Here is an 18,754-nt window from a genome sequence, read left to right on the forward strand (position 1 = left end):
ACTCGTCCGTGTAGTTCTTCCTAGCCATCCCTTGGATTCTCGCTTCCCCAGCATCGTGCTGGAATCAGCGTGTCCAAGATCAGGGGTCAAGCGCCATGGGATCGCGAACCGTCATGAAGATGCCATCGAAACGAGAGAGCCGGAGGGTTTCACGAAGCAGAGAAGCATGCATGTGCTGAGGTGGACACGTTCGATAAATGTTCTCGTCATGACGGTTATCCCAGTAGCTGAGCTCCCAGCCCTGATCGCGAAACGCGTATTCGACGGACGTGCCGCCGGTCTTAGGTACGTGAACAAAGAGAAGCTTCATACCTTGTGCGGAAAATACGGTCATCGCATGTCGCTCCCCACAGGTTGTCGGACGGCCATCGTCGATCCTAACAACCGGACCCTCCGCCTCTCAGCCCCTGCCGTCGTCCCGAGCTCACGAGCGTGCCGGAGTGAGCAAGTAGAATGTCGCGTGCGCGGGTAGGCATGAGTCAGCCAGCCGGGAACGTGCAATCTCGGATAATAAGGACACTTTTCATGTCGAAGCTTCTCCTGCACATCGGCACTCATAAGACCGGCACCACCAGCGTGCAGCACTTTTTCGCTTCGAACCGCGATGCGCTCCGAGCCCAGGGCATCTTCTATCCGCCAACGGACCTCGGAGGCCAATTTGGGGACCAGTACGCGCACCATGCGATCGCCCACGCGATCGCCAACGTGTCGGGCGACGGTACGGGAGCCAGTCGCGCGAAGGCGTATTTCGACGCGTTGCGGGATCGGGTCGTACCCGGCGAGACTGTCGTCATCTCCGCAGAGCCGCTCTACCGTCATCGCTTGCGAGACGCACAAGGGAAGAGCCTGGGGCGGATGGCCTACCTTCGCGCGGTCCGCGACGCTATCGGCGACTTCGATGTCTCGGTCATTGCGATGGTGCGCCGGCAGGACCTCTTCCTCGAATCGCTGTATTCCGAGAACATAATGGCGGGTACCTATCGCGATCCAATTGAACGCTTCATCGCCGACAGAGCGCCGCAGGCGGACTACGCGCAGCGGCTTGCGGAGTGGGGGGCGGTTTTCGGATCTGAGAATATTCACGTGCGCCCTTACGAGGCAGCTGAATACGGAGCCTCCCTTGAGCGCTATTTTCTCCAGTGGGTTGGTGGGACTGTTTCTGATTCCCTTACCTTTGGAAGTCGACGCAACGTGACCGTGCCGCGCGAACTGGTCGAGTTCAAGCGTGTGATCAATGCGAGCATCGAGCCGGCATGGAACGCTCCTGTTCGCCACTGGGTTGAGACCATGGCACGCCGGCAGGCATCCTCATTCGGTGCGCTGGGTAAGTTCTACTTGACGAGCGAACAACGTGCGCGGGTGCTGCAAGCAGCGGAGCCAGGGAATCGCGACGTTGCGCGTCAATATCTAGGGCGATCAGAACTCTTCTCAGATACGACGCTTCCTCTGCAGGCTGATCCGCCACCCCTTCCGCACCACACTTTTGAGGAGATCGCAGGGTCCATGGTCGGTAGCCTCGCGCGCGACGCAGCCAGGGTTCGGCGCTGAGCAACACCGACCGGAGATGCCAACGTCCTCTGCAAGATCGCTCATTCACCACAGCGGCGGAACGATCAAGCGACACTCAGATCGCTCAAGTCCGAATCCGAGCCAGCATGCCGCTTAGTTGTGCGTCGATGGCTCGTCATCATCCCGCCTCGTTCACCGTGCATGCGGCCACCGTGGCATTGGTCGCCTCGTCGATCAAAACGAACGCGCCCGTGTTGCGATTCCGCGCATAAGGGTCCACAACGAGGGGCGTCGTCATTCGGAGAGTTACGCGCCCGATCGCATTGAGCGGAAGCTGCGTGATGTCCTGCTTGCGGTGCAGCGTATTGACATCCAGTTCGTACTGAATCTCCTTCACCACACATCGAGCTTCACGACTGTTGTGCAGAACCGCGTACTTCTTGCCGGAGACCATGGGAGTCTCGTCCATCCAGCAGATTGTCGCATCAATGTCCTGCGAAACAGTGGGTTGATTCTTTGGTCGTGCGATCACATCTCCGCGCGAGATATCGATCTCATCGTCGAGACGCAGCGTGACCGACATCGGGGGGAAAGCCTCGTCGATCTCACCATCCGCAGTCTCAATTGCAGCGATGGTCGATGACAGACCCGAGGGCAGCACGATCACTTCGTCGCCCTTTCGCAGCACCCCGCCAGCGACCTGGCCGGCGTAGCCGCGATAATCGAGCACATCGCTCTGTTGCGGACGAATCACGTACTGCACGGGGAAACGCACGTCCTGGAGATTGCGGTCCGCCCCGATGTAGACATTCTCAAGATGATGGAGCAGCGAGGGACCGTCGTACCAGGGCGTGTTCTCACTCCGAGTAACGACATTATCTCCGCGCAACGCCGACATCGGAATGGCCGTGATGTCCGTGATGTGCAGCCGCGAGGCGAAGTCGAGGAAGTCATCGCGGACTCGATTGAAGACCTCTTCATCAAAGCCCACAAGATCCATCTTGTTCACCGCGAGTACCACGTGTGGAACACGCAGCAGCGAGGCAATCGATGCGTGCCGACGGCTCTGCTCAAGCACACCCTTGCGGGCATCAACGAGCACAATGGCGAGGTCTGCTGTCGACGCGCCCGTGACCATGTTGCGCGTGTACTGGGCGTGGCCTGGTGTATCCGCGATGACGAACTTACGCTTGGGCGTCGCGAAGTACCGGTAGGCAACGTCGATCGTGATGCCTTGCTCACGCTCAGCGCGCAGACCGTCAGTCAGAAGCGAAAGATCAACGTACTCATTCCCGCGCCCCTTTGACGTCTCCTCGATGCTCAAGAGCTGGTCCTCGAAGATCGACTTCGAATCGAACAGCAGCCGACCGATGAGAGTGCTCTTGCCGTCGTCGACAGATCCGGCGGTCGCAAGTCGCAGCATGTCCATGTCTAGAAGTACCCCTGCTTCTTCCGGTCCTCCATTGCAGCCTCGCTCACTCTGTCGTCACCGCGCGTGGCGCCGCGTTCTGTGATGCGAGTAGAGGCGACCTCTTCAATGATCTTGTCGAGCGTGTCTGCGTCAGATTCCACCGCCGCCGTCAAGGTGGCGTCGCCCACCGTGCGGTAGCGAACCATGCGAGTAGACACCTCTTCGCCTTCCTTCGGCGGGCAGAATTGGTTCGCTTCGAAGACCATTCCTGCCCGCACGAACGTCTGGCGTTCGCTAGCGAAGTAGATACTGGGTATCTCTACGCTGTCTTCCTTGATGTACTGCCAGATGTCCAGCTCAGTCCAGTTTGACAACGGGAAGACCCGGATCGACTCGCCCGGATGCACGCGTCCGTTGTAGAGGTTCCAGATCTCGGGGCGCTGATTCTTCGGATCCCACTGACCAAACTCATCACGAAACGAAAACACGCGTTCCTTCGCGCGAGCCTTCTCCTCGTCGCGTCTTGCGCCGCCGAGCATCGCATCGAAGCCGTTCTTCTCGACAGTCTCCAGCAAGACTGGCGTCTGGATGCGGTTACGTGAGCCGTTCGGCTCCTCCCTCACGAGGCCGCGATCGATCGCCTCCTGCACGGAGCCGACAATCAACCTCAGACCATGCTTCTGTACGTAATGGTCGCGAAAGGTCAAGATCTCGGGGAAGTTATGGCCAGTGTCGACATGCACGATCGGAAAGGGCAGTCGCGCTGGCGCGAACGCTTTCATCGCAAGATGCAGCATGACGAGGGAGTCCTTGCCACCCGAGAACATCAGCGCAGGCTTCGACAACTGCGCTACCACTTCTCGGATGATGTGGATCGACTCAGCTTCGAGTTGTCTCAACTGAGACAGCGAGTAATGAGAGTCAGACAACGAGGCGCTTCCTTTCACTCGGGCTGATCTGCGAGCGCGGCAGAGACCGCGGCCATAACGCGGTCCTTCAACTCGGGTCGACACACGACAAGATCCGGCAGGTAGGGATTGGGCTGGTTGTACACGAGGGTGGACCCGTCGAGGCGTGAGGTGTGGAGACCCGCAGCGCGCGCGACAGCGATCGGCGCGGCCGAATCCCACTCGTACTGTCCGCCGCCATGGATGTATGCATCGGATGCGCCCGACACGACAGAGGAAATCTTCACGCCAGCCGATCCCATCGGCACGAGCTCCGCGTCGAGCGCATCGGCGACGTGCTCGACCAAGACCGGCGGTCGAGTCCGACTCACCGCGATTCGAATCGGCCCCTCGTGCGCGGGCGCGTGCGTCGTGACGTCTTCAGAGACAAGTACAACCTCCGGCCCGCCCAAAGCAACAGCACCGACCGCAAGGTCGCCATCGATGACGAGCGCAACGTGTACCGCCCAGTCCGCGCGACCCTCGCTGAACTCCCTTGTGCCGTCAAGTGGATCGATAATCCACACCCGACTAGACCGCAGACGAGCCTCGCTGTCAGCGGCCTCCTCGCTCAAAACGGCGTCGTCGGGCACATGTTCGGCCAGCATTCCGGCGATCAGCTTCTGCGCCTCTGTATCACCAAGATCCTTCAGGGCGCGACCATCGAGGTTCGCGTTCGCCTCTCGCACCTCCAGCAGACGCCGGGCTGCCGCCGTTGCCACCGTGCGCGCAAGAAGCGAATCAGCGGCACGGCTAGTCTCGTGAGAGCTCACGTGTGGTGATATCCAATCAGGTCGGACACGATCTTTTGAGACTACCGCAGCAGTTCGTATCGCCCGAGATCGCTCTTAAGCAGGCGCAAGTAGGTGCCCGTTTGCGAAACTGTTACGGTCGTGTCGTGGACCTGGGTCTGGTATTTGCGGCGTTAGGCATCGGCATCATCGTCGGCCTCACCGGAATGGGTGGCGGAGCACTGATGACGCCCACTCTTGTGCTGTTCTTCGGGGTACCGCCCCTCACGGCAGTGTCGAGCGATCTTGTCACTTCGGCGGTGATGAAGCCCGTCGGTTCACTGGTGCACATCCGTTACGGATCCGTGCACTGGAAGATCGTGCTCTGGCTCATGATCGGATCGGTACCGACCGCCTTCGCCGGGTCACTGATCATCTCGGCGGTCGGCCCCTTGGCCGGTGTGCAGGCCTTCGTAAAGACGACACTGGGCTATGTCCTTCTGCTCGCCGCAGTGCTGATTTTCGTTCGCGCCTACATCGGGATGCGAAACCGCGCCCGCGAACGCCGCGACGGAACCACAACCAAGCGGAGCAATAGCGCGGAGATCACTGTTCGCATAGTCCCCACGGTGATCGTGGGCGCTATCGGTGGCCTCATGGTTGGACTAACGTCCGTTGGCTCAGGGTCCTTGATCATCATCGCGCTGATGTTGCTCTACCCGCTACTCGGAATGAACAAGCTCGTCGGCACCGATCTCGTTCAAGCCGTTCCACTCGTCATCGCCGCGGCTCTCGGACATCTGCTGTTCGGTGCGGTGGACTGGGCCGTGGCGATTCCACTCATGATCGGATCGATCCCCGGCGCATGGATCGGAGCGCAGTTCTCTTCGCGGATCCCCGGAGGGTACGTGCGTCGGGCCCTTGCGGTCGTGCTCCTCGCATCTGGCCTGAAGATGCTCAACGTCGACAATGTAGTCGTCCTCGCCGCCGCGGCCAGTGCAGTGGTGCTCGGTACATTTGGATGGATGGCCCTTCGACGCTCCCATGGCCTAGAGATCACGCGGCGCCGCGAAAGGCGAACGAGCCCTCCGCCCCGAACTCGCTCATGAACGACACGATGCCGATCACAACCGCGACATTGACAGCTGAGCAGCTCCGCGATGTGGAGCTTGCTCTCGCGGGCGCATGGTCGGGACAAGTCTCGCTGGTTCTGCCGGCGGGGGCGGGAGAGTGCGTGCGCCTCGCTGATGAGGAAGGCACCGTCATTGCGCAACTCCAAGTAGAAGACGCGGAGACGATGCCCGCTCCGGTGAAGAGCGGACCGGTGATCGGAGCCGGCGATGCACCGGCACTACTCACGCGCGAACGGATCAGCGGGATCGTCCTCGCGGAACGCGAACTGGGACACCGCGATCGCCTCGAACTGCGCGCGACAACGGATCGCACCCGCGCGTCACGCACCGTCGTTATTACGGGCGATGTCCCCGCGGCGGACGACCCCGGATGGACCGGCATCCTCGCTGACACGGTGGTCACCGTCCTTGACCGTGGCGACAGCCACGCGCTGGCAGCGGCCGTCATGGGGGTTCGCTCGGTCGGCCGCGCGTGCGTGGTGCTCCCCGCCCCGGCAGAACGAGACCGCAATCCCGATGAGTGGGAGGACCTCGTCATCGACGCTGCCCGATATCTCATTGCCGACGAGGTCTCTCTGTGGGCCACTCCTCGCGCATCCGCGTCGGGACGCGTGATCTTGCTCACCGGCCTCTCAGGATCGGGAAAGTCGACGATCGCAAAGCTGCTCGTGCAAGAGCTGGCCCAGGCTGACGGGCGCACGACGACGCTCCTGGACGGAGATGAAGTACGACTGATCCTGTCGGCAGGCCTCGGCTTCTCCCGCGACGATCGGGTTCTCAATGTGCGCCGCATCGGCTGGGTTGCAGCGCTCGTGGCTCGGCACGGCGGCATTGCGGTTTGCGCTCCCATCGCCCCCTATGAAGTGATGCGCAGGGAGATGCGGGAACGCGCGGAAGCAGCGGGGCGCTTCCTGCTCGTGCACGTTTCGACTCCGCTTGATGTGTGCGAGCAGCGCGACCGAAAGGGTCTTTACGCAAAAGCCCGCACGGGAGAGGTCGCCCAGTTCACGGGAATCAGCGATCCCTACGAAGTGCCCACTGACGCCGAGCTGGTGATCGATGCGTCTGTAGTGTCCACCGCCGACGCGGTGAGGCAGATCATCACGCGTCTCCGAGAGATCGACGCCACACCGTCTCGCCCGTAGCAGGCCGGAACTGCTCGCCGGCATCTCCTGGCGTGCTCGGATAGTCTTCGAAGGCGATGTTGACGATCACTACAGGATGCGAGCGCCGGTGCACATGACTCGCCCGAGCCGCACGTTCGTCTCCCTCACCGGCCCTGCGGGCAACATCGGGGACGCCCTCATCCGTCGCGGTGGACTGGACTGGGTGCGAGGAACCTCCGACGAGCTGGTCGTGTACGTGGGCGATGCGCCGGACGCCTGGCTGCTGCAACTGAATCTCTCGAACGGAACGCGCGTACTGCGATCGAAGCGCAGCGTTGCTCGCTGGCTGTGGCTGCTCATCACCGCCCCCACCCGCCCCGTGCTGGTTTTCGAGGCAGGAGAGGTGCCACTCGACCGTGGCAACGTCATGCGCGAACTGGTGTTTCTCGCGGAAACCGCAATCGTGCGCCTCAAGCGTGGTGTCGTAGTGCGGCCGCCTCGCGGCATCCGCGCCCCAACCTTCCCTGCACTGTGGCTGCATGCCCGCGCCGCGCGTCTTTCCCAAATCGCACTCTGGCGCGACGCCGCCAGCGCAGAGCTCGTCGGCAGTACTCGCGTCGTTCCCGACATCGGGTTCGCGGCGGGTATTCGACCAGGTCTCGCCGACCACGAGCGCAACGAGCTCATCGTCAGCCTTCGGGGAAAGCGCCCCTCACCTCCAGCAGAGTGGATCAAGGCGGTCCGCGGCTACGCCCAGGCCGCAGACCTGCGCATTCGCACCGTCGTGCAAGTACGCGAAGACGAATCTCGCGCACGCGAGCTCGCTCTCGCCCTCGGCGGCGTGTACGAACCGTGGGAGAACACGGACCCAGTCGCGCACGAAGCCCAACTCCGCGCACGCTACGACGGCGCCCGCCTCGTGGTCAGCGACCGCCTGCACGTCCTCATCCTCGCCGCTCTCAGCGGTGCGGTTCCCACCGAGCTCGTCTCCGGCCCGACAGGCAAGATTGCTGGAGCTTTCGCGCCGATCGGCCTGTCCGGTCTGACGATGGATGCCACATCGTCTGACATCGCGACGATGACCCAATTCCTGCGGGCCCAGTCCCTCCGCACAGACGAGGTACGCGAGAAGGTCCGCGCGGCCGCTGCGCACCTGGACACCCTCGAGGCCGAGGTCCGGGCCACGATAGCGGCGGCACGAGCATGAGCCGGATGCTCCTTCTGGCCCACACCAACATCTACGGTCCCTTTCGCGTGGGCAGCCACCACTACGCCCGCGAGTTCGCGAGAATCGGGATCGACGTCGTCCACCTGTCGACTCCGGTCTCTTTCGCTCATCGCGTGACCGGTCGCGTCAGCAGCGCAGAGCTGGATGCTGTTCCGCGCGGAGCTCACCGCGACGACTTCGGCGTTGTGCACGTTGTCCCCCGAACCGTGCTTCCCCGCCCTTACGGTCGGTTTCGCGTGGACCGGGAACTCGCTCGGCAGGGCATCGATCCAACGTTCGACGCCGTTCTGCTCGATCAGCCACTGCTGTGGGACCACTCGGTGCGCCAGCTCGCACCGCAGCTCATCTACCGGCCAACAGACACCTATCCCGACGGGATCAAGGCTCGCCTGCAGGAGCAAGTCGTTGCCCAGGCGGATGCAGTCGTCGCCACCTCGGATGAGGTGCTCACCAGCCTCGGAGCCCTATCCGTGCCCACCCTCGTTCTGGAGAATGGCGTCGACGCCCGGCACTTCGCGGCCTCCTCACCTCACGCGTCGCCCCGCGAAGACATCTGCGTGTACGTTGGCGCGCTCGATTCCCGGCTCGACTGGGCACAGCTGATCGGGTGGGCTACGGGCCTGCCCTCGACGCGTTTCGTTGTGGCTGGCCCGGCCGCACCCTCTACCCCGCCAGGGCTTCCCGCCAACATTTCGCTCGTCGGCGCCGTGGATTACGCCAACCTGCCAGCTCTGCTGCGCTCAGCACGTGTGGGAATGCTGCCTCTCTCAGACAATCCGGGCAACGCGGGCCGCAGCCCGATGAAGCTCCACGAGTACCTGGCCGCCGAGCTCTCGGTCGTAGCCCGCCGCACACCCGTGATCGGCCCCGACGAGTCAGCCGGGGTCTTCACGTACAACGATGCCACCGACGCGGACGCCGCGCTCACCCGGGCGCTCTCGTATCCCTCCCCCAACATGGCCGGAGCAAAACGGGCGGCCGCCGAGACCTGGGAGGTCAAGACCCGCGCCTTCCTGGACTTTCTCGCCGATCTCAACCGGCCGCGCTGACCATCGTTCAGTGTGTCGGGAGGACACTCTCGAGAACGTCAGACACGACCCGTGCCGTACGGCCCCAGTCGTAGGCGATCCCGGGCGGCTGTACCCGCCGCGACATCGAGAGCGCTGTGCTCAACGCGGCCGCCCATTCTTCCGCGTCATGGGCAGACGAGAGTGCCCAGCCCCGATCCGCAACGACCTCCGCGACCGCAGCGCACCCTCGCCAATACAGGACGGGGATCCCACACGCGATCGACTCGAGCGCCGGCAGCCCGAACCCTTCGAGCGTCGACGGCATCACGGTCGCCGCGGCCCCTCGGTACAGATCGGCCAGCTGATCATCATTGATGTCGTGAAGCCAGCGCACCTGGCTTGTGACGCCACGGCGCGCCGCGGACCCCTCCGCTTCGGCGCGCTCTCCCCGCGGCACCACCGCGTTCACATACACGTCAGGCGCATGCGCGAGCGCGCGCAACACAACATCGAAGTTCTTGTGGCTACGCATGTTACCGACGAACAGAATGTAGGGCTGCGACGAGGGTCCAGCCTTTAGCCCCGGCCGAAACGCCGCGGAGCAGCCGTTACCCGCGTTAACGACACGGACATTGTCATCGTCGATCCATTCGCGAATCTCTTGCGCCGAAGTCTCCGAGACTGTCAAGACGACTCCCGCGTGCTTGATCGCTCGTCGAACCGGACCGTTGTAGTACGCCAAGAACTTCATGCGAGCCGGAAAGGGCTGACGCAGATGAATCAGGTCATGCACGGTCAGGATCTGTCTCTGTGCCCGCGCGAACGCGCCATAGCCGGGCGAGTAGATCACGGTGTCGGCACCAACGGGGACCGCTCGTAGAGAGTCCCGAGGCGAGGAGGGCGTGCCGTCTAGACCGAGCGGGCGCCAGGCCGGGCGCAGCCGCGGAAGCACCTCGGCAGCGTAGCGACCGATCCCGTGAGCGCCGCGATAGCGGTCGTCCACGAGCAGTTCACCCATGTCGACCTTCGCCCGATGCACCCATGGATGCCGGCGCTGAGCCGCTGCCGTACTCCGCAACCCACCCCGTGATTCTCGCCCGGAATGTCGATTCGTCGAATTCAGCAGCACGAGCCACACATGCTGCAGCATCCGCTCGCGCCGCGCGTTCGACAGCCTCGAGCATCTCCGGTGCACTCCACTCGTCCACGAGTGCACCCGTCACGCCATCGACGACGGACTCGGACGTTCCGCCGATACGCCCGGCGATGACCGGTGTACCCGATGCCATCGCCTCAACCGGCATAATGCCAAAGTCCTCGATCGCGGGGAAGACAAGCGCGAGCGCGCGACGGTATAGCTCGGCAAGCAGGTCACGCGACGGGTCGCGAACGAACGCCACGCGGATGCCGCTGTCTTGCGCCAGCGCTCGCAATCGTCCCTCGTCGGAACCTCCGCCAGCCAGCACAACCGGGAGCCCCGCGGCAACACCCGCAGCGATGACGCGCTCCAGCCTCTTATAAGGCACAAAGCGCGACACCCCGAGCAGATACGGCTGCGGCAGTGAGGAGACAAGCGACTCCTCCCGAGCAGTCAGCTGCCTCTCGGTTGCCCTGAAACCCGCCACGTCGACCGGCGGATAGATGACTGAGGCCTCCCGATCCCACGCGTCCGCGATACGCGCAGCAACGAAGCGACTGTTCGCAGCGATGGCGACAGGTTCAGCGGCCCGGCGCCTGTCGAGTGGTTTCACGAGGGCTGACACCGCGCGAGCGGCTCCGCCGCCCCCCCGCCCATCGTGTTCCGGCGCCCAGACGTACCTCGCGGGAGTGTGTGCATATACGAGTTTCGGAGCTTCGCGCGCGGTGCCAGCAAAACGCGCGTGATGGGCGAAGACATGACTGCTGCACAGCACCCACTCCGCATCCCGGGCCGGGAGATGCCGCCACACGATCGGCATGAACGGCAGAGCCGCCGCCTTGCTTCGACGCAAAGGCGTGCGGGCCAACACCGATTCCTGCACCCCCGAGAAGCGATCGCCACTGTCATTCCAGAGGCAAAACCGTTCCGCACCGGGATACGCGCGAGACAACGCATCGAAGACGTTCTCCGAGCCACCGTAGCGAGACAGCCACTCATGAACCAAGATGCCGGGCACGGATCCCATCCTACGGAGCGGGATACCGACGCACCCCCGCCTCCCACAGCGCACGCGCGAGCACGGTCTCGTCGCGTGCACGCACAATGGCGCGGACGACCAGAGCGACAGCTGAGCCAAGGTAGCCCCCCAACGTGTTTGCGATGACGTCGAACACCGACGCGAATCGCTCCGCGAGAAACGTTGCCTGCAACAGCTCAATCGTTCCCGAGAAGAGAGGAAGCAGAACAAGGGCAACCCACCACACCCGCCGTGGCAGGGCAAGCGAAAGAAGGAACCCGAGCGGGAAGAACATCGCGATGTTCGCGGTGAACTCGAACTTGCTGTATCCGAACCACGTCGGCACCCCGTTGCGGTGCAAAACCTCGAGAACGCGATCAATGGACTCCGAATAGCCGCGATCCAGCGGCGTCGGCCACATCGTTGCTAGCAGAACAACTCCTGCATAGAGCGCGAGTCCGACAATCGAGATGATCAGACGCGCGTGGGAACGCGGCGGCGGCTGCTCTACGAAGACGGGGAAAGCAGCATCAGACTGAGCATCCATCGTTCTCCGTTCGTGAAGTTCCTCGATCGTAGTGCCCACAGGCCAAGCGTCTGCTCCGCGCGAACGAGGGGCCGCCCGCCGAAGCGGACGACCCCTCGTTCGTCAGACGCCGAAGATTACTTCAGGATCTTCGTGACCGTGCCGGCGCCGACGGTGCGGCCACCCTCACGGATCGCGAAGCCGAGACCCTCTTCCATGGCGATCGGCTGGATCAGCTCGACCGTCATGTCGGTGGTGTCACCGGGCATGACCATCTCAGTGCCCTCGGGGAGGGTGATGACGCCGGTCACGTCGGTGGTGCGGAAGTAGAACTGCGGGCGGTAGTTCGTGAAGAACGGGTTGTGACGGCCACCCTCGTCCTTGGACAGGATGTACGCGGTGCCCTCGAAGTTGGTGTGAGGGGTAACCGAACCGGGCTTCACGACGACCTGGCCGCGCTCCACGTCCTCGCGCTTGGTGCCACGAAGAAGCAGACCACAGTTCTCACCGGCCCACGCCTCGTCGAGCTGCTTGTGGAACATCTCGATACCGGTGACCGTGGTCTTCTGCGTCGGGCGGATGCCGACGATCTCGACCTCGGAGTTGATCGCGAGCGTGCCACGCTCGGCGCGGCCCGTGACGACGGTGCCACGACCGGTGATCGTGAAGACATCTTCGATGGGCATGAGGAACGGCTTGTCCTTGTCACGCACCGGGTCGGGGATCGACTCGTCGACAGCGTTCATGAGCTCGACGATCGCCTCGGTCCACTTCTCGTCGCCCTCGAGAGCCTTCAGGCCCGAGACGCGCACGACCGGAGCGTTGTCACCGTCGAAGTCCTGGCTCGAGAGCAGCTCGCGGACCTCGAGCTCGACGAGCTCCAGGATCTCCTCGTCGTCGACCATGTCAGCCTTGTTCAGCGCGACCAGCAGGTAGGGAACACCAACCTGCTTGGCGAGCAGAACGTGCTCACGGGTCTGAGCCATCGGGCCGTCGGTGGCGGCAACCACGAGGATCGCGCCGTCCATCTGGGCAGCACCGGTGATCATGTTCTTGATGTAGTCGGCGTGACCCGGGGCGTCAACGTGTGCGTAGTGACGCTTGGGGGTCTCGTACTCAACGTGCGAGATGTTGATCGTGATACCGCGCTGACGCTCCTCGGGAGCCGAGTCGATCGACGCGAAGTCACGCTGCACGTTGGTGGCCGACGGGTACTTGTCGGCGAGCACCTTCGAGATCGCCGCGGTGAGCGTCGTCTTGCCGTGGTCAACGTGACCGATCGTTCCGATGTTCACGTGCGGCTTGGTCCGCTCGAACTTGGCCTTAGCCACTGGGTCCTCCTCAGGACGGTCATGTAGAAGCTCCGGGCGCTGGATTGCGACCGGCACTCTACGGGGATGTCTCTCAGTCTAGGCGAGAGGGTGTGTGTGTTTCTGGTGTGAAGTTGTAACCCCGAAGAACCGGATGCCGCGGGTGCGGCATCCGTGGGCGATTACTCGCCCTTGTTCTTCTGGACGATTTCGTCGGCGACAGCCTTGGGGACCTCCGCGTAGCTGTCGAACTCCATCGAGTAGACCGCACGACCCGAGGTCTTCGAGCGCAGGTCACCGATGTAGCCGAACATCTCCGAGAGGGGAACCAGGGCACGGACGACCTTGACGCCCGCGGCATCCTCCATCGACTGGATCTGGCCGCGACGCGAGTTCAGGTCACCGATGACGTCACCCATGTACTCCTCGGGAGTACGCACCTCGACCGCCATGAGCGGCTCGAGGATGACGGGGCTCGCCTTGCGGATGGCCTCCTTGAAGCCCATCGAACCGGCGATCTTGAACGCCATTTCGGACGAGTCGACGTCGTGCGACGCGCCATCCATGAGGATCGCCTTGATGCCGACCATCGGGTAGCCCGCGAGCACACCGACGTTCATTGCATCCTGGAAGCCCTGGTTGGTCGGCTCGATGTACTCGCGCGGGATGCGGCCACCGGTGACCTTGTTCTCGAACTCGTAGATCTTCTCGGCAGTGACCTCGAGGGGCTCGAGCGCAAACTGGATCTTCGCGAACTGACCCGATCCACCGGTCTGCTTCTTGTGCGTGTAGTCGTGACGCTCGACGGCCTTGCGGATCGTCTCGCGGTAGGCCACCTGCGGCTTGCCGACGTTGGCCTCGACCTTGAACTCGCGCTTCATGCGGTCAACGAGGATGTCGAGGTGAAGCTCGCCCATCCCCTTGATGACGGTCTGACCCGTCTCCGAGTTCTGCTCGACGCGGAACGTGGGGTCCTCTTCGGCGAGCTTCTGGATCGCGAGACCCAGCTTCTCCTGGTCGGCCTTCGTCTTGGGCTCGATGGCGACCTCGATAACCGGCTCCGGGAACGTCATCGACTCGAGGACGACCTGGTTGTCGGCATCCGACAGGGTGTCACCGGTCGTCGTGTCCTTCAGGCCGATGACCGCGTAGATGTGACCAGCGGTGACCGACTCGACCGGGTTCTCCTTGTTCGCGTGCATCTGGAAGATCTTCCCGACGCGCTCCTTCTTGCCCTTCGTCGAGTTGACGACGGCAGAACCGGAGTCGAGGTGACCGGAGTACACGCGGATGTAGGTCAGGCGTCCGAAGAACGGGTGCGAAACGACCTTGAACGCGAGAGCAGCGAACGGCTCCTCGCGGTCGGCGTGACGCTCGATGATCTTCTCTTCGTCCTTGGGGTCGTGAGCCTCGATCGAGGGAACGTCCAGGGGCGAGGGCAGGTAGTCCACGACGGCGTCGAGCATCGGCTGCACACCGCGGTTCTTGAACGCCGAACCACACAGCACCGGGTAGGCCTCACCGGCGATCGTGAGCTTGCGAACAGCACCCTTGATCTCTTCGGGGGTGAGCTCCTCGCCACCGAAGTACTTCTCCAGCAGCTCGTCGTCAGTCTCGGCGACGGCCTCGAGCAGCTTCGCGCGGTACTCCTCGGCCTTCTCGACGAGGTCGGCAGGGATCTCCTGGATCTCGTACTTCGCGCCCATCGTCACGTCACCCTTGGCGTCACCAGGCCAAACCAGCGCACGCTTGTAGATGAGGTCGATGACGCCGACGAAGTCATTCTCGACCCCGATCGGGATCTGCAGCACGAGCGGCTTGGCCTTGAGGCGGCTGACGATCGTGTCGACAGTGAAGTAGAAGTCCGCGCCGAGCTTGTCCATCTTGTTGACGAAGCAGATGCGGGGGACGTTGTACTTGTCGGCCTGACGCCACACCGTCTCGGACTGGGGCTCAACACCCTCCTTGCCGTCGAAGACGGCGACTGCGCCATCGAGGACGCGCAGCGAGCGCTCCACCTCGACGGTGAAGTCGACGTGACCCGGCGTGTCGATGATGTTGATCTGGTTGCCCTCCCAGAAGCAGGTCACTGCCGCGGAGGTGATCGTGATCCCGCGCTCCTGCTCCTGCTCCATCCAGTCGGTGGTGGCAGCGCCGTCGTGAGTTTCGCCGATCTTGTGGTTGACACCCGTGTAGAAGAGGATGCGCTCGGTCGTCGTCGTCTTGCCGGCGTCGATGTGAGCCATGATGCCGATGTTGCGGACCTTGTTCAGGTCGGTGAGCACTTCTTGTGCCACAGGATGTCCTTACGTGTGGTGAGGGATGTCGCGGACTCTGCCGTTCCCGCAGGTTCGTGGCCTGCGGGAACGGCGGAGGGGTGTTACCAGCGGTAGTGGGCGAATGCGCGGTTCGACTCGGCCATCTTGTGGGTGTCTTCGCGGCGCTTGACCGCGGCACCGAGGCCGTTCGAGGCATCCAGGATTTCGTTCTGCAGGCGCTCGGTCATCGTCTTCTCACGACGACCCTTCGCGTAGCTGACAAGCCAGCGCAGCGCGAGGGTGTTCGCACGGTGCGGCTTGACCTCAACGGGAACCTGGTAGGTGGAACCACCGACGCGGCGGCTCTTGACCTCAAGGGTGGGGCGCACGTTGTCGAGCGCCTTCTTGAGCGTGGCAACAGCGTCCTGGCCGTTCTTGGACTCGACACCCGACAGGGCGCCGTACACGATCGACTCGGCGAGCGACTTCTTGCCGTCGACGAGGATCTTGTTGACCAGCTGGGTGACGATCGGAGCACCGTAGACCGGGTCGTTGACGACGGGGCGCTTGGGGGCGGGACCCTTACGAGGCATTTTTCTCAGCCCTTCTTCGCGCCGTAGCGACTACGGGCCTGCTTGCGGTTCTTGACAGCCTGGGTGTCCAGGGCGCCACGGACGATCTTGTAGCGCACACCGGGAAGGTCCTTCACACGGCCGCCGCGCACCAGCACGAGCGAGTGCTCCTGCAGGTTGTGGCCCTCACCGGGGATGTAGGCGGTCACCTCGGTGCCGTTACGCAGCTTCACACGAGCGACCTTGCGCATCGCCGAGTTCGGCTTCTTGGGGGTGGTGGTGTAGACGCGGGTGCAGACCCCGGCCTGCTGCGGGTTCGACTTCAGTGCGGGGGCCTTGGTCTTGCTGACCTTGGGCGACCGTCCCTTTCGAACCAACTGCTGAATGGTTGGCACGTTTTCTCCTTGGTTGTGCTGCACGGTGACAGCTCGTGGTTTCACCACAGATCCACCGGCGCGCCAGAAGTCTGTCGCGAGTCGTGTGGTGGATATGCCGTGGGGGTGGCCTGTTCGCAGGCCGTTCCCTGATGTGCGGACCGCGCTTGCCTTGCGACACACCGAGGCGCAGCACAAGTGGCGCGCAGGCGCACACCCGATCAATGATACGCGGGTTTTCGGAGGTCGGTCAAACGCAGACCATTCTCGACCCTGCTGTCAACGCGACGCGCGGACCAGTCGCAACTCGAGGTCGCCGAGCAGCATCCGTTCCCCGGCCGGAGCTTCCCCTCCGGGAGCGAGTTCGAGCTCGCTCCCCGTGACCGAAATCACAACGACGCCGTTCGTGGACCCGAGATCGACGACGTGCCACTGTTCGCCGCGCAACTCCAACCGAGCGTGTGTCTTGGAGACCGTGACGTCATCGAGTGCCACGAGCTGCGCGCCTGAGTGAGCAGGGTCGGGTGACGGGCGCCGCCCGAGGATGACGACCTGCGCGCGCAACTCGAACTCGTCGCCCGCCGCCGTCACGAGCGACCACCGCTGACGATTGCGGTGGGCCAGCAGCGTCGCGTCGAAGTCACCGTCGGCGTCAGCGGATGATGACACCGCCGATCGCGCCATTCGCGGCGATCCCGCCACCGGGGAACCGACGATCGCCGAAACTGCACCCGAGGTCTCGGGGAAGGGCTCTGCGTCCGGCCCCGTCGCCCAGTGTTCGCCGTCGGCAACCGGCGGGAACAGGGGCGCGTCCTCATATGGCGACCGACCGCTGACCGCCGAAACCGGCGCCGGTGCGCCGGGAACGGCATCCGTCACGTCATCGATCGGCTCCCCCGCCTGCATACGGCCCGGGGCATCGGCGTCGGCCGCCGGCGCCAGGCCCGTAGCACCGGTCTCGGGGGGTCGCGCAGCACGCGCGGGCGGCGCGAACGGTTCGGATGGCTCGACGGTGTCAGGGACAGCCGGGACTGCGTCGTGGTCGGGTCCGCGCTCCGAGGCGACGTCGTTCCGGGCAGCCGCGGCAGGCGGGCTCTGCTCGGCCTCTGTGAACGCCGACAGCATGTCCCACGCCTCGTCGGCGCGCGGTTCCGCCGCGGGCGTCGCGGGTCCAGCGGCCGTCTCGGATGCTGCGGGCTCCGGGGGCGGTGGAGCGAACGGTGAGAGCGCGGGTGGTGCAGGCGGGGGCGGGGGCGCCGACGACGCTTTCGCGCCCGCGTCCGAGCCGCTGAAGACGCCGGTGTCGGGTCCCGTGCCGCGGCGCCGACGACCTTCCCGCCCGATCCACCGCGCCGATCCGAAACCGAGGATCGTGGCCCACACTGGGAACAGGAGCGCAGCCAGCACCGTCATCCCTCCCCCGTACCCGAAGGAGAGCCCGACGCGGTGAGCGGCGACGATCATGAGGATCCAGACGGCGACACCACCGAACCCGGGAACCAGCACCAACAGGACCCACCATCCCGGGATTCCCCCCAGGACGAGAAGTGCGGCGATGTTCACGAACGGGACCCACGCCTTCCAGCGCGGCTCACCGGACTTCGCGAAGACGGCACCCAGCGCGAGGGCGCACCAGACGTAGAGGGCGATCATCGTCACCGAGACGGGGATCAACAGAATCAACGCCTGACTCACCGCTGTGCCGTCGGTCATGGCATCCACCCTAGGCCGCAGCCATGCGCGACGACGCGTCCGGTCACCGTAGAGCCATCACTCCCCGACGGCGTCACGGGGATCGAAGGGCGCGTCCAGCGACCGGGCGAGATCGTCGAGCATCGCCGTGATCTGCGGCTCGACGTACTGGCTGACTCCCTGTTGGATGCGCAGTCGATGATGGAGCAGGATCGTGCAGACATCCCGCCCGATCATGTTGGCATAGTCGTCGGCCAGCCCGACCTCTTGGCGCAGCGCCGCCTTCGCCTCGGGGCTCAGGGGCGGAAGCGCCGGAACATCGGCGTCCGCCTCGTCGGCAAGACCCGAGATCGTGAACAGGAACGGAGCACCGGGAACCGGATCAGGGTCCAGCGGCAGACCCTCGAACTCGGGTTCAAGGCCTTCTGCCGGCCGGTAGCTGCGGGCGCGGTTACGGGCAGCCTGCTGATCGAGTTCCGCCTGCAGCATCGGGAGGTTCTGTGCCGTGTAATCGGCAACCGCATGGTCGACGATCGTCTTGATGCGGGTCGACAGGCCGTGCTGCACACCGTGCGGCACATCGGAGCCAAGACCCGCCGCCGACAGGATTGGTGACCCGAAGCACCGTCGACACGGCGCCACCCGCCCGCGGTGGGTCGCGGGTTCCCAGCGCGGAAGCCAGCGCAGCCAGGCATCGACTGCCTGGCTCACCTCCGTCTCGAGCGAGCGCTCCACACCTCTACGGTAGCGCCGGAGCCCTCGTCCGCCGAGGCTCCGTCGCAGACTGCGCG

General features: G+C 64.1%; 18 protein-coding genes. 5 read left to right on the forward strand and 13 right to left on the reverse strand.

Translation table 11 applies throughout. The annotated features are described in order from the left end of the window. Positions 1-79: 79 nt before the first annotated feature. Positions 80-334, reverse strand: coding sequence for a hypothetical protein (locus AB0O89_RS13710; RefSeq protein WP_363498638.1), 255 nt, complete (start codon positions 332-334; stop codon positions 80-82). A gap of 191 nt (positions 335-525) precedes the next feature. On the opposite strand from AB0O89_RS13710, the gene AB0O89_RS13715 reads away from it, so the two are divergent. After that, complete coding sequence (locus AB0O89_RS13715) at positions 526-1,548, forward strand: hypothetical protein (RefSeq protein WP_363498641.1); 1,023 nt, start codon at positions 526-528, stop codon at positions 1,546-1,548. A gap of 139 nt (positions 1,549-1,687) precedes the next feature. On the opposite strand, the gene cysN is transcribed toward AB0O89_RS13715, so the two are convergent. The 3 genes from cysN to AB0O89_RS13730 are packed head-to-tail and all read right to left on the reverse strand — an operon-like array spanning position 1,688 to position 4,640. Then, positions 1,688-2,938 (reverse strand): sulfate adenylyltransferase subunit CysN, encoded by a 1,251-nt coding sequence (gene cysN, locus AB0O89_RS13720; RefSeq protein ID WP_363498644.1) that lies wholly within the window; start codon positions 2,936-2,938, stop codon positions 1,688-1,690. A gap of 2 nt (positions 2,939-2,940) precedes the next feature. Further along, positions 2,941-3,867: a sulfate adenylyltransferase subunit CysD gene (gene cysD / locus AB0O89_RS13725; RefSeq protein WP_363498647.1), complete on the reverse strand. Its 927-nt coding sequence runs from the start codon at positions 3,865-3,867 to the stop codon at positions 2,941-2,943. After that, entirely contained in the window at positions 3,864-4,640 is a 777-nt protein-coding gene (locus AB0O89_RS13730; protein WP_363498650.1) for a 3'(2'),5'-bisphosphate nucleotidase CysQ, read from the reverse strand. Before AB0O89_RS13730 ends, cysD begins: the two co-directional genes overlap by 4 nt. A gap of 125 nt (positions 4,641-4,765) precedes the next feature. Between AB0O89_RS13730 and AB0O89_RS13735 the strand changes: the two genes are divergently transcribed. The 4 genes from AB0O89_RS13735 (at position 4,766) to AB0O89_RS13750 (ending at position 9,114) form a co-directional block, all read left to right on the forward strand. Next, complete coding sequence (locus AB0O89_RS13735) at positions 4,766-5,707, forward strand: sulfite exporter TauE/SafE family protein (RefSeq protein WP_363498653.1); 942 nt, start codon at positions 4,766-4,768, stop codon at positions 5,705-5,707. An 8-nt stretch (positions 5,708-5,715) separates the two neighbouring features. Next, the gene (gene cysC / locus AB0O89_RS13740) at positions 5,716-6,876 is read left to right on the forward strand and encodes an adenylyl-sulfate kinase (protein ID WP_363498656.1); all 1,161 of its coding nucleotides are present in this window, start codon (positions 5,716-5,718) and stop codon (positions 6,874-6,876) included. 94 nt (positions 6,877-6,970) lie between these two features. After that, positions 6,971-8,044: a polysaccharide pyruvyl transferase family protein gene (locus AB0O89_RS13745; RefSeq protein ID WP_363498659.1), complete on the forward strand. Its 1,074-nt coding sequence runs from the start codon at positions 6,971-6,973 to the stop codon at positions 8,042-8,044. A 5-nt stretch (positions 8,045-8,049) separates the two neighbouring features. Beyond that, positions 8,050-9,114, forward strand: coding sequence for a glycosyltransferase (locus AB0O89_RS13750; protein ID WP_363498662.1), 1,065 nt, complete (start codon positions 8,050-8,052; stop codon positions 9,112-9,114). A 7-nt stretch (positions 9,115-9,121) separates the two neighbouring features. Here AB0O89_RS13750 and AB0O89_RS13755 read toward each other — a convergent pair whose 3' ends face one another. The 9 genes from AB0O89_RS13755 to AB0O89_RS13795 all read right to left on the reverse strand — a co-directional run bounded on the left by AB0O89_RS13755 (position 9,122) and on the right by AB0O89_RS13795 (position 18,698). After that, a complete protein-coding gene (locus AB0O89_RS13755; RefSeq protein WP_363498665.1) occupies positions 9,122-10,093 on the reverse strand; it encodes a glycosyltransferase family 1 protein in 972 nt (323 codons plus the stop codon). Next, the gene (locus AB0O89_RS13760; RefSeq protein WP_363498668.1) at positions 10,086-11,231 is read right to left on the reverse strand and encodes a glycosyltransferase; all 1,146 of its coding nucleotides are present in this window, start codon (positions 11,229-11,231) and stop codon (positions 10,086-10,088) included. Before AB0O89_RS13760 ends, AB0O89_RS13755 begins: the two co-directional genes overlap by 8 nt. Positions 11,232-11,241: 10 nt before the next feature. Further along, a complete protein-coding gene (locus AB0O89_RS13765; RefSeq protein WP_363498671.1) occupies positions 11,242-11,778 on the reverse strand; it encodes a VanZ family protein in 537 nt (178 codons plus the stop codon). Positions 11,779-11,894: 116 nt separating this feature from the next. Next, a complete protein-coding gene (tuf, locus tag AB0O89_RS13770) occupies positions 11,895-13,088 on the reverse strand; it encodes an elongation factor Tu (RefSeq protein WP_363498674.1) in 1,194 nt (397 codons plus the stop codon). 161 nt (positions 13,089-13,249) lie between these two features. Continuing rightward, on the reverse strand, positions 13,250-15,364 hold the full coding sequence (gene fusA / locus AB0O89_RS13775; RefSeq protein ID WP_363498677.1) for an elongation factor G: 2,115 nt from the start codon (positions 15,362-15,364) through the stop codon (positions 13,250-13,252). Between the two features lie 83 nt (positions 15,365-15,447). Next, positions 15,448-15,918: a 30S ribosomal protein S7 gene (rpsG, locus tag AB0O89_RS13780; protein WP_228177328.1), complete on the reverse strand. Its 471-nt coding sequence runs from the start codon at positions 15,916-15,918 to the stop codon at positions 15,448-15,450. 5 nt (positions 15,919-15,923) lie between these two features. Continuing rightward, positions 15,924-16,292: a 30S ribosomal protein S12 gene (gene rpsL, locus AB0O89_RS13785; protein ID WP_013584051.1), complete on the reverse strand. Its 369-nt coding sequence runs from the start codon at positions 16,290-16,292 to the stop codon at positions 15,924-15,926. A 258-nt stretch (positions 16,293-16,550) separates the two neighbouring features. Further along, a complete protein-coding gene (locus AB0O89_RS13790; protein WP_363498681.1) occupies positions 16,551-17,984 on the reverse strand; it encodes a DUF5684 domain-containing protein in 1,434 nt (477 codons plus the stop codon). A gap of 57 nt (positions 17,985-18,041) precedes the next feature. Next, entirely contained in the window at positions 18,042-18,698 is a 657-nt protein-coding gene (locus AB0O89_RS13795; protein WP_228177330.1) for a spermidine/putrescine ABC transporter substrate-binding protein, read from the reverse strand. Positions 18,699-18,754 lie beyond the last annotated feature (56 nt).

Source organism: Microbacterium sp. NPDC076895, from assembly GCF_040687115.1.
GTDB lineage: Bacteria > Actinomycetota > Actinomycetes > Actinomycetales > Microbacteriaceae > Microbacterium.